The sequence below is a fragment of the Aeromicrobium jepli genome (assembly GCF_047246605.1).
Lineage (GTDB): Bacteria > Actinomycetota > Actinomycetes > Propionibacteriales > Nocardioidaceae > Aeromicrobium.
Map to the genome: position 1 here is coordinate 284,608 of NZ_JBFOKO010000003.1, position 10,050 is coordinate 294,657.

Here is a 10,050-nt window from a genome sequence, read left to right on the forward strand (position 1 = left end):
TCGGCCTTCTGTACGCGACGGTCACCAAGAGGATGCACGATGGTCCCTTCCCTAGACACCCGGTAGTGTCCCACGCGCTATCGTCCTCCCGATCGAAAACCACCCCCGGCCGGGCTTACACCCATCGAACACCCCAAGAGCGATGGAGTACCACCGATGACCGCGACCCTCGATTTCGTCACGACCGACGAGACGACCAACCGACGCGACTACGCCGCAGGTGGCAACACTGTCTACCAGCGTCTGCTCGCACTCGGTCACACCCGTGAGGACATCGACGCTGCCGCCGCCGAGGGTGAGCGCAAGCGCGCCAACCGCAAGATCTACCTGACCGTCAACAAGCAGAACGGCACCGACGAGCCGGTCATCGGCGTCACCTACACCGGCGACTACCGCGCCGAGGAGGAGTGGGGTCTGGCGGCCATCTCCGAGAAGTTCAACGGCTCGACCGTCAACCAGTCCGACATCGTCAGTGTCGTCACCTATGGGGCGCACCCGTACTTCGTCATCGAGGCGAAGAAGGCGTGGGACTTCCTCGACACGCTCGCGGATCGGGTGGACACGGCCGCATCCCGCGCCATTTCCGAGGCCGAGTGGTACGACGGCTACTTCCGCGACTACCGCAAGTCCGTCGCTGACCTGCGCGCCGAGTTGAAGGGCATCGTCACCCCGCTGCCACGCAAGCGCGCCGACCTGCTCACCGCCCTGCGCGTCCACGTGCACGGGCTGCCTGAGCGCGTCTCGGTCGGCGAGTTCCACCGAGGCGACTTCCTCGTCATGGCCCCGGCCGACCGTCTCCTGACTGACGCGCTCGCGTTGCTGTTCGAGGCAACCGAGACGAACAACCTCCGCTTCGGAGGTTCGTCGAACCCGTTCAGCCGTGCCGTGTCGTTCTTCGACGACCGTGACCTGACCCCCGAGACCGTCGAGTCCATCCGCGCCTCCCAGCACTACAACGACACCCAGATGAACTTCATCGCTGACGTCAAGGACCAGTTGGAGGCCAAGGGTCGCCTGTACGCGATGTCGCCGGGTCGCCTCGCCCCGGGCGACCGGCCGATGGGTGACTACTGGTTCATCAACTACTACCCGACCGTGAACAAGGCCGCCGACACGCGCTACGGGGTGTCCGGTTGGATGTCGCGCGACGAACTGCTCCACGGTCTCGCCACCGACTGGGCAGACTTCATGCGGGACCGCTGATGCTGTCGAAGTACAAGCATCGCAAGATGCTTCTCGCGAAGGGAGCCGACCCGGACGTCCTGTCCCGGTGGGAAGCCATCGACCCGGACGTCGCCACGCTACTGCTGTCAGCGGGTCTCTCACTGGACACCTACAAGGCGTTCAAGGACAAGGGCCTGACCGAGTACCAGTACTTCAACGACGCCATCATCCGCAATCTCAGCATCGACGAGATCGTCGCCGAGAAGCACGCAGCCGAGAAGCGAGCGCGAGACGTCGAGCAGGCCGCCAAGGACGAAACCGCGCGGATCCTGAGGGCGGCTACCGGTTCATGGGATGACACGCCGAAGCCCGGCCAGCCCGAACACTGGTACTTCACGCCAGAGGTCATCGCCGAGTTCCGTGCTCGACCGATCGACGATCCGCGTCTCGATCTCGTCGACTACTTCGCTGCCGCCTTGTACACGACCTTCGGCTGGTTCTTCACCTCGACGCTTGTCGCCGCCATGTTCGGTTCCAGCCTGCACGCTGTCGTCTGCGTCCTGCTGGGCATCCCGATCGCGGCCTTCACCGCTGGCGCGTCGTTGACCTTGACACGCAGAGAGCGGCAGAAGCCGCCGTTCACCCTGTCGAACGGTTCGATGCCGAGTCTGCTTCGAACGAACATGGAGGCATGGAGCGACGAGTCACGAGACGAGTCGTGGGGTTACCGGACCGGCTTTTCGAGGGCTCGCGACGAAGCGCGACGCAACCAGAAGAGTGTCGAGTACACGTGGGTCAAGGTGGTCCGCCCGGCGGTGGAAGCCGGAGCGCACCCTTCGAACATCGACCGATGGTTGTCCCTGTCGGCGGAGGTGCGTGACAACGCGCTCACCAACCGGGTCGGCATCAACATGGCCGAACGTATCGACGCACGTCTCGCAACCCGGGTCGTCACCCCGCTGGTGTTCATCGAGACGCTTGAGGAGTTGGAGAGCGAAGACCGACTGCGCTCCGAGCAGCCCTTCCTGCGAGTCCTGCCTCAACTGGTCGCCGACGCCACAAGCAGCCGCAGCGTCATCGGGTCCATCGCCCGACGCTTGCTCGCCTGATCGAAACCGGCCAACCGGGCGGTCTTACATCGAGTGAGCGAACCACAGCACGCAGGAGCATCCAGATGAGCGACAAGGCACGCCGCAAGCACCTCACCGCCAAGGGCGTCCACGCGTCCGAACTGGACAGGTGGCTCGACATCCCGAACGAGGTCGCCGACCTGATGCTGTCCGCCGGGGTCGGGCTGACCACGTGGGAGAAGTTCGCGGCCCACGGACTGACCGATTACTGGCACATGCGCGCCGCGGTCCTCGACGGCGCCTCCGTGCTCGAGGTGCGCGAGCGTGACGCCGCCGAACGCAAGCGACAGGCCGAGGTCGAGAAGATGCTGGCCGAGGAGACCGCCCGTTCGTTGCGGTACTCGGACTGGGATGACGAGCCGACCGACAACCGGAATGAGCACCCGTACTGGACGCCTGAGCGGGTCGCGGAGTTCCGCCAGAGTCCGACCGTCACCGGTAAGCAGCGTAGAGCCCGTGGATGGCTTGCCCTGTTCAAGCCCACGTCGGTCGTCCCGGTGGTGTCAGTGGCCGCGATCGTGGCGGTGACGTTTGCGCTCGTGATGGCGGACTTGTGGATCTTGTCGCTCGTCCTTCCGGCCGTTGGCGTGTTCCTCATGATTCACCACAAGGAGATGGTGGAGATGGGTGTCCGTGACGACCCTCGGATTACCGTCGAGGACGACGCCCGCGAGGAGTGGGAGTCGTCGATTCGGCCACTGGTTGATGGGGGAGTGAACCCCGCGAACCTCGGCACGTGGATGAACCTGTCGAAGGAGGTTCGCGAGAACGCGGTCCGGAACCGGGTCGGCGTCAACGACGCGTCGATCATCGAACTGGACCTGCTCGACCATGCCGTCACCCCGATGTTGTTCCTGCGGACACTCGACCGTCTGAACGCCGACCGGGACGAGTTCATCGCCCACATGGAAGCCAAGCGCAAGCCGCTGCTGGACAAGGTTCGAGGGAACGTCGTCACGAGTGGAGGAAGGGGCGTGCTCATCGAGCGGGAGGACTTCGGCGCCGAATACGGCAGGTGCCTGCCGTGCGGTGACACCCGGAAGGGAATGCACACGTCCCGTCACGCGTACGACGACGACGACGGGTCATGGCCGTTCTGACGTTGGTCGGTAGGCGGCGTTGAGGGGCGTGCTTGTCGCATAGATCTGGGCATGAAGGCTCAGAAGGTCATCGCGTGCGTCAGTCTCACCGCGGTCGTCGTGGCGCTCTTGTCGATCGTCGCTCCGCAGGCGATGGCGGCACCGGCGCAGACGCTCCGCTCGAACGGGGACCGGTCCACTGTTCACGTGAACGGTCACGGGCGGGTGCTCGTGACCGTGAAGGCGACCAAGTGCATGGGGTGGCCGGTCGCACGGATCTGGGTCGACGGGCGACTCGACCGGGTGGTGACGGTCAAGAAGTCCCGCTACGTGAAGGTCACGTCGAAGAAGATGTACCGGCCGGGCGCGCATCGTGTGTCGGTCGTGATGGCCAAGGACAAGCGGGTCCGGTCGAAGAAGCGGACCGTGTGCAACCGGAGCGTACGAGTCGGTGCGGTGAAGATGCAGCATCGCAACCCGCGACCTGTCGCGCCTGTCCCGGTGAAGCCTGAACCGACCACCCCTCCGACGACACCTACTCCGGAACCCACGACGCCAGCACCTTCCCCGAACCCGACCACACCGGCACCGGCCCCCGGTACGTTCCCCACCCGGGCGAACACCGGCACCCCCGCGGGCTGGACCCCCACCCGAACCATCAACGGTGACCACGTCGTCACCACGCCCGGAGCCGTCGTGCAGGACATTCGCATCGTCGGCGGCAGGCTGGACGTACGCGCACCGAACGTCACGATCCGGCGGGTCGAGATCCAGTCCGGCCAGATCCGCAACGTGTTCAACCGGCAATGCGCGAACGGGCTCATCATCGAGGACACCACCATCCGTCGCGGCACCTTCGACATCGGACAGCCCGCCATCGAGTTCGGCGGGTACACCGCCCGACGCGTCAAGATCGACGGCCCCTCCGAAGGGTTCCGAGTCGGCGGCAAGGAGTACGGCTGCGGCGAGGTCACCATCGACCGGTCCTTCGCCAGCATCGACGCGTACGCAGGTTGCGACCGACCCGACAACGGCATCGACTGGCACGGAGACGCCGTGCAGGGCTACAACGGCGCCAAGGTCACCGTCCGCGACTCAACCCTCCTGCTGAACCCGACCCCGTACTGCCTCGGGAACTCCGCGTTCTTCTACCCGAACCAAGGGAACACGTCAGCCGTCATCGACAACGTCGTCATGGCCGGGGGAGGGTTCGTGTTCCGGATGGAGACCCCCGGCAGCGTCACCGGGTTGAAGGTCGTCGACGACACGTGGCGGTACGGACCATCGCACAACACGACCTGCAGCGCCGGGCTCACGTGGGCGACCGACAACGACTACGGCACCTACAACGCCGCCACCGGTGTGTGGAAGCGCGACCGGTTCCTGCCGTGTCTGGGGTTCCGCGCCTGAACCGATCGGTGTTCAACCCCGGGACGCCTTGAAGACGACAGAGGACGACGCAGGGTCGATCCTCACCCCTGATGGAAGGCACCCGCTATGACCGCTGTCGCGACCGAGATGACCCTCGGCGACCGGATGAAGGGCTACGAGAAGACCGCCCGCACCTACCTGCCCCGCAAGACGTTCACGGTCATCCGCATGGACGGCCGCGGGTTCTCCAAGTTCACCCGCCAGATGGACAAGCCGTTCGACATGGGCTTCCTCGACGTGATGGATCGGGTCACCGAGGCCTTGTGCGCGGAGGTTGCCGGAACACGCATCGCGTACACCCAGTCGGACGAGATCAGCCTCATCCTGTCCGATCACGGTGACCGGACGGAGCCGTGGCTGGGTGGGCAGGTGCAGAAACTGGTCTCGATCACCGCAGGGCTCGCGACCGCCCACTTCAACCACCTCGGGCCCGACTCGTGGTTCACCAACGGTCCGGCCGTGTTCGACTCGCGGGTGTTCACGCTCGACTCGAAGGCCGAGGTGAAGAACTACCTGCTGTGGCGTCAGCGTGACGCCCGACGGAACGCCATCTCGATGCAGGCCCGCCATCACTTCTCCCACAAGACCCTGCACGGCAAGACGATGGGTGAACGGCTCGACATGTTGACCACTGGGGGTGTCACCCCCGTGACCGGGCGCGTGTTCGAGGGCGCGGTCGTCTACCGGGACATGTTCGAGGTCGAGGGGTTCGACGGTCCAGTCATGCGTCACCGGTGGGTCACCGAGACGGCCCCGGCCGAGAACATCGGTGACTGGCTCGACGACACGGATTTCCTGACCGTCGCCTGAACCTTGCGCGATCTGGCAGCCTCGTCGCCCCGTATTCACACGTGGGACGGCGAGGCTGCCGTTCTGCGAGCCCAACGGGGTCAGCGTCGAGTATTCGGGCCTTGGAGCGACTGACGGGCTGTCAGGGCGCCACAGAGCCGTTGAGGCGGCTCGTCACGCGCCCGGCGGGTTCTCCATCCAGTGAATCTCGGCCTTGGCGTGACGGAGGGCCTCGTCCTTGGTGTCGTACTCCTCGAACGCGCCGCTGTAACAACCCCACGACCCCTGCAAGGTCCACTTGCTCGTACGGGCGCAGAAGTAGACGGTGACCTCCTCGCCATTCCATCCGCAGGTCTCACAGTCTGAACCGGGCCCGTACCACTGCAGGACGGTGATGTCGCCGTCCTCGTCAGGGGTCGGATCTGTCACCTCGTAGCCGGTGTGGTTGTCCGGGTCGGCGAACCACGTCTCGAAGTCCGGTCGGGTCAGGTAGTTCACAGGATGCTCCAAGGGGTCGAAGAGGCAAGTAGGGTTCTATGCGCCCCGGACTGGGTACATCGCGCGGATCGAAAACCGTGTGGCTGCGGGCTTGAACATGCATGAGCACTCTGCTGATGGATCCTCCGGCGCCGCCGCTCCCGCCCACCGACACCACGGTGAAGCAGGACGAGCACAACCCGTTCACGCGCCTGCGTGACGCCATCGAGGCGGCCCGTTCGCTGCGCTTCCGTCAGGCGTTCCGCCGATGACTACGCTGCCCGGCTTCTACGGTGAGGCACCCGTATCGATCGCCCCGTTCAACCCGAACTGGGACGAGTACATGCACTACATGTACCTGCCGGTCCGGATCCCCGACTCCGACCCGGGCTACCGTGGCGTGTTCGGTCCGCACATCTACGGCGACGGACGTCGCACCCACGTTTATGACGAGACGCTGGAACGGAGTCTCCCGCCGAACCTCGGCTTTCTCCGCGAGACGATCCTGCGCCTGATGAACGACGCGGCCACGACCGCCGAGCACCTGTCCGACCCGTACGTGTACGTCACCGCCCGTCGTGGGTATGCGACGCCCGGGAACCCGCTGAATCGTCCGGGGTACCACGCTGATGATTTCGGTGGCGACGACCTGAACTACATCTGGACCGACGCGTTCCCGACCCGGTTCCTACTCGCGGACGAGCCGATCGACATTCCGGCCGATGACACTCAGTCGATGGACGTCATGGAGGCTTACGCCTACGGCGCCAAGAATCCCAACGACTTCGCGTGGGACCGCCCCAAGGGCCTGCGCGTCGAGGATGGTCCCGTCGGCGAGATCCTGCGCCTGTCCCCGTACGTCATCCACTCCACCCCCGAGGTCACCGAGTCGGGCCCGCGTTCGTTCTTCAAGATCAGCGTTTCGAACCACCGGTACGACCTCATCGGGAACGCCCACAACTACCTACTCGACTACGACTGGCCGATGTACGACCGTCAGGCGTTGCGGAACCAGCCCGGCGCGTTCCAGAACAAGGACTACTCCGGCATCACCTCGAAGGCCGTGACCCGGTGAGGCTCTCACGTCCCTGCTACGACAAGCCCCACCGTTGCCCCGGCTGGGCAGGCGGCGGGAACCACTACGCCAAGACCGACCGATGCGACAACGGGTCGATCCGCGTGAACGTCATCGAGCATCCCGAACTCGACGACCCGAAGGACCGACTCGGTCACCCGGGCGCGCACCCGTGGCGACTCGGACACTGCGGCACGTGCGACGTCGTGACCCTCCCGTACATCATCCGCAAGGTCGACCCGACCAACATCGCCGACGAGATCCGTCGCACGGTCCGCCGAATCCGCTGGGCCATCAGGGACAGGTTCGGTCGCTGATGAGTACCAGCCAGACCATCCGGGTCGTCACCAAGCACGGCCACCCGGTCGTCGAGACCGTCACCGATGACGTGCTCGTGTTCTGGGTCGAGAGCACCATCCGTGAGGTCGTCAAGAACGCCGGTCACCTCGGACGTTTGCGTGTCGTGCGTGAGCCCGGGGGAGACAACCCGATCGATCACGATGTCGCGCTCGAGACGCTCGTCGAGGGCGTCGACGCGTGGGACGGCGACCTCGGCCCCGAACCGGCCCCGACCCGCGGGGCGTTCTCCAACATCCCTGCCATCCCCGGAGTCGGCATCCCTGTCGGTGGCCCGGGCGACGGAACCGGCGCCCCGGGCGCGCCTACCGCGGACGGGACAGCGCCTGACATGGGTAAGGAGATCCTCGAGCAGTTGCTCGGTGTGAAGTTGCCCGGCGACACGAAGGTCACAATGGTCGGTCCCGGCGAGCAGATGACCTTGACGCTCGGATCGGACGGTTCGCTCACTGAGAACTACATCCCCGCCAGCGGGCAGAACGAGGACTGAGGAGACGGCGTGGAGAACCCGGCCAGTTGGGGCCCGGCCGAGCACGCCGTCAGCGAGGTACTCCGGCGTTGGCGCGAGAACGAGGCTAAACCGCCACTGGAGCAGCACATCGGCCACTCGCTCGAGATGCAGATCACGAACGCCTTGCGGCGGGAGGGCCTGCTCGTCGACGTCGCCCCGACGGGCCGCATAGAACTCACCGATCCCGCACCATCACCGAACGGAACCCCTGATGTCTGACCTGCTCCTCGTCGCCTGTGACGGCTCCTGCCTGTCGAACCCTGACGGACCCACGGGGTGGGCGTGGGCTGGTGTGGACGGGTCGTTCGCGTACGGCAGCGTCGTCAAGGGCACGAACAACATCGGTGAACTGATGGCCGTGCTGAACGTGCTGTCGATGCATCCGGGCATCGACCTGCACATCCAGATCGACTCGCAGTACGCGATGAAGGCCGCGACCGAGTGGCTGCCGGGGTGGAAGCGTCGCGGGTGGAAGAACTCCAAGGGTGAGACCGTCGCGAACAAGGAACTCATCCAGCAGATCGACGCCGTGATGACCGCCCGGAATGAGAACGGACGCGTCACCCACTTCGAGTGGGTCAAGGGGCATCGCAAGGACAACGCGTTCCCGTTGAACACCGAAGCGGACCGTCTCGCCGGACTCGCGTCGAAGGCCGCTTCCCGAGGTGTCGAGGAGGTCGTCACGGGTGGCGCGACCGTCGTCAAGCAGACCCTCACCCCGGCCACCCACCTCGTCCGACCTGCGACCCTCAAGGTCTCGCCTGTCCCGGTCCCAGATGATGACGTGTTCCTTCCCGGAGACCTCACCGAAGACTTCTGATCGACGGCAGGGATCGTTGCGGGCTTGAACAGTCATGAGCATCAACACGACGACCCACCTCGACTACCAGCGCATCGCGGCTGACGACGTGGAGGCTGCCCTGTCGAACGCTCTGGACGAGACCGTCGTCAAGGGTGCCGAGGACGACATGGTGTACGAGCGCCTCGGCTCGGGCCTCTGGTACGGTCCCGGCCTCAACAGGCCTGTGAAGACGTCCGTCCTCGTCAACGACCGACAGGACTTCATCGTCTTGTTCGCCCCGGAGTCCTGAACGTCCGTCCTAGACTCCACATCACCACTAGATCTACAGGTAGCATCGTGAAGACCCCCGAGCAGGTACTTGAAGACGCCGCCAAGGCGTTGCAGGACGTGTACGACAATCGGACCGCCAACGACATGACCTTCATGAATCACCTCGTCGTGTTCGGCACCGACTACGTGGAAGCACTCGCCAACGACACCGGAGGGGGCAACGCACAGGACGTCGAGCAGGAGTACATCAAGAGGACACTCATCGACGAGCAGGCACGCCAGCGCGGCACCGAGTAACCCCCGGACGCGACGAAGCGGGCGCGCTCAGGGAATCACTCCCGGGCGCGCCCGCTTCGTCGTTCGGTTCGGTCAGAGGCCGGTCTTGGAGACCCCGTACTCGGCCTGCTCACGTGTGTACCCCTCGAACTCCAACTGCTGGATGAGTCCAGCGCGAGAGAACGACGTGTAATCGAGGTAATCCTCCGCCGCCTTGACCGCCTGTTCCTTCCAGTCCGGCTTGATGCGCTTGACTGCGAACTCAGCGTCGGCCTTTGAGTACCCCTCGAACTCCAACTGCTTGATGAGCCCCGACTTGGAGAACGCCGTGTAGTCGAGGTATCCCTCGGCCGCGTCGATGGCGTTCTCCTGCGAACGCGTCAACGGCTTGGGCTTCGGCTTGGGCTTCGCGGTCGGCTTCGGCTTGGGAGCCTGAGTCGTTGCCTTCACCGGTGCGGCCTCGGTGGTCTTCTCCACCTTGGGTGCCTTCGTCGTCTCGACGGCGGCAGGCTTCTTGTCCGCCGCCGTGTCGGTCGGCTCCTCCTCGGCGAACGCGCCGACAGCCGTGAAGAACACTAGCGCGCCGATCGGGATGAGGAACCGCTTCTTCTTGAACCACGGCCGGTTCGCCTTCGGGTTCGGTTCCGGGCTCGGGGTGGGGGCGTTGACGGTCATCGGTACCTCTCGTG

At 65.2% G+C, this 10,050-nt stretch carries 15 protein-coding genes; 13 read left to right on the plus strand and 2 right to left on the minus strand.

The features are described 5' to 3' along the window. The first annotated feature begins 156 nt into the window (after positions 1-156). The 5 genes from AB3M81_RS08750 to AB3M81_RS08770 all read left to right on the plus strand — a co-directional run bounded on the left by AB3M81_RS08750 (position 157) and on the right by AB3M81_RS08770 (position 5,614). Complete coding sequence (locus tag AB3M81_RS08750) at positions 157-1,203, plus strand: hypothetical protein (RefSeq protein ID WP_412903512.1); 1,047 nt, start codon at positions 157-159, stop codon at positions 1,201-1,203. After that, positions 1,203-2,273: a hypothetical protein gene (locus AB3M81_RS08755; protein WP_412903513.1), complete on the plus strand. Its 1,071-nt coding sequence runs from the start codon at positions 1,203-1,205 to the stop codon at positions 2,271-2,273. Before AB3M81_RS08750 ends, AB3M81_RS08755 begins: the two co-directional genes overlap by 1 nt. Positions 2,274-2,338: 65 nt before the next feature. Then, positions 2,339-3,394: a hypothetical protein gene (locus tag AB3M81_RS08760; RefSeq protein WP_412903514.1), complete on the plus strand. Its 1,056-nt coding sequence runs from the start codon at positions 2,339-2,341 to the stop codon at positions 3,392-3,394. Between the two features lie 51 nt (positions 3,395-3,445). Beyond that, the gene (locus AB3M81_RS08765; RefSeq protein WP_412903515.1) at positions 3,446-4,783 is read left to right on the plus strand and encodes a hypothetical protein; all 1,338 of its coding nucleotides are present in this window, start codon (positions 3,446-3,448) and stop codon (positions 4,781-4,783) included. An 87-nt stretch (positions 4,784-4,870) separates the two neighbouring features. Further along, entirely contained in the window at positions 4,871-5,614 is a 744-nt protein-coding gene (locus AB3M81_RS08770; RefSeq protein ID WP_412903516.1) for a tRNA(His) guanylyltransferase Thg1 family protein, read from the plus strand. A gap of 153 nt (positions 5,615-5,767) precedes the next feature. Here the strand turns inward: AB3M81_RS08770 and AB3M81_RS08775 are convergent, their stop codons facing one another. Next, entirely contained in the window at positions 5,768-6,091 is a 324-nt protein-coding gene (locus AB3M81_RS08775; RefSeq protein WP_412903517.1) for a hypothetical protein, read from the minus strand. Between the two features lie 101 nt (positions 6,092-6,192). Between AB3M81_RS08775 and AB3M81_RS08780 the strand changes: the two genes are divergently transcribed. From AB3M81_RS08780 to AB3M81_RS08815, 8 genes are all read left to right on the plus strand, one after another. After that, on the plus strand, positions 6,193-6,342 hold the full coding sequence (locus tag AB3M81_RS08780) for a hypothetical protein (RefSeq protein WP_412903518.1): 150 nt from the start codon (positions 6,193-6,195) through the stop codon (positions 6,340-6,342). Next, entirely contained in the window at positions 6,339-7,145 is an 807-nt protein-coding gene (locus AB3M81_RS08785) for a hypothetical protein (RefSeq protein ID WP_412903519.1), read from the plus strand. Before AB3M81_RS08780 ends, AB3M81_RS08785 begins: the two co-directional genes overlap by 4 nt. A gap of 104 nt (positions 7,146-7,249) precedes the next feature. Beyond that, the gene (locus tag AB3M81_RS08790) at positions 7,250-7,462 is read left to right on the plus strand and encodes a hypothetical protein (RefSeq protein WP_412903520.1); all 213 of its coding nucleotides are present in this window, start codon (positions 7,250-7,252) and stop codon (positions 7,460-7,462) included. Next, positions 7,462-7,992 carry a hypothetical protein gene (locus AB3M81_RS08795; RefSeq protein ID WP_412903521.1) on the plus strand — a complete coding sequence of 177 codons (531 nt, stop codon included), beginning with the start codon at positions 7,462-7,464 and terminating at the stop codon, positions 7,990-7,992. The genes AB3M81_RS08790 and AB3M81_RS08795 overlap by 1 nt, the downstream gene beginning before the upstream one ends. Before the next feature lie 9 nt (positions 7,993-8,001). Further along, positions 8,002-8,232: a hypothetical protein gene (locus AB3M81_RS08800; protein ID WP_412903522.1), complete on the plus strand. Its 231-nt coding sequence runs from the start codon at positions 8,002-8,004 to the stop codon at positions 8,230-8,232. Then, on the plus strand, positions 8,225-8,833 hold the full coding sequence (locus tag AB3M81_RS08805; RefSeq protein ID WP_412903523.1) for a ribonuclease H family protein: 609 nt from the start codon (positions 8,225-8,227) through the stop codon (positions 8,831-8,833). Before AB3M81_RS08800 ends, AB3M81_RS08805 begins: the two co-directional genes overlap by 8 nt. A 34-nt stretch (positions 8,834-8,867) precedes the next feature. Continuing rightward, on the plus strand, positions 8,868-9,104 hold the full coding sequence (locus AB3M81_RS08810) for a hypothetical protein (RefSeq protein ID WP_412903524.1): 237 nt from the start codon (positions 8,868-8,870) through the stop codon (positions 9,102-9,104). A gap of 47 nt (positions 9,105-9,151) precedes the next feature. Then, the gene (locus AB3M81_RS08815) at positions 9,152-9,382 is read left to right on the plus strand and encodes a hypothetical protein (RefSeq protein ID WP_412903525.1); all 231 of its coding nucleotides are present in this window, start codon (positions 9,152-9,154) and stop codon (positions 9,380-9,382) included. Between the two features lie 72 nt (positions 9,383-9,454). Here the strand turns inward: AB3M81_RS08815 and AB3M81_RS08820 are convergent, their stop codons facing one another. Then, entirely contained in the window at positions 9,455-10,036 is a 582-nt protein-coding gene (locus AB3M81_RS08820; RefSeq protein ID WP_412903526.1) for an Ltp family lipoprotein, read from the minus strand. Between the last annotated feature and the right edge of the window lie 14 nt (positions 10,037-10,050).

Coding starts and splice junctions, on each gene's coding strand:
- AB3M81_RS08760 (WP_412903514.1), top strand. CDS start 2,339: ATGAGCGACAAGGCACGCCGCAAGCACCTCACCGCCAAGGGCGTCCAC.
- AB3M81_RS08785 (WP_412903519.1), top strand. CDS start 6,339: ATGACTACGCTGCCCGGCTTCTACGGTGAGGCACCCGTATCGATCGCC.
- AB3M81_RS08820 (WP_412903526.1), bottom strand. CDS start 10,036: ATGACCGTCAACGCCCCCACCCCGAGCCCGGAACCGAACCCGAAGGCG.
- AB3M81_RS08795 (WP_412903521.1), top strand. CDS start 7,462: ATGAGTACCAGCCAGACCATCCGGGTCGTCACCAAGCACGGCCACCCG.
- AB3M81_RS08755 (WP_412903513.1), top strand. CDS start 1,203: ATGCTGTCGAAGTACAAGCATCGCAAGATGCTTCTCGCGAAGGGAGCC.
- AB3M81_RS08810 (WP_412903524.1), top strand. CDS start 8,868: ATGAGCATCAACACGACGACCCACCTCGACTACCAGCGCATCGCGGCT.
- AB3M81_RS08770 (WP_412903516.1), top strand. CDS start 4,871: ATGACCGCTGTCGCGACCGAGATGACCCTCGGCGACCGGATGAAGGGC.
- AB3M81_RS08780 (WP_412903518.1), top strand. CDS start 6,193: ATGAGCACTCTGCTGATGGATCCTCCGGCGCCGCCGCTCCCGCCCACC.
- AB3M81_RS08750 (WP_412903512.1), top strand. CDS start 157: ATGACCGCGACCCTCGATTTCGTCACGACCGACGAGACGACCAACCGA.
- AB3M81_RS08765 (WP_412903515.1), top strand. CDS start 3,446: ATGAAGGCTCAGAAGGTCATCGCGTGCGTCAGTCTCACCGCGGTCGTC.
- AB3M81_RS08805 (WP_412903523.1), top strand. CDS start 8,225: ATGTCTGACCTGCTCCTCGTCGCCTGTGACGGCTCCTGCCTGTCGAAC.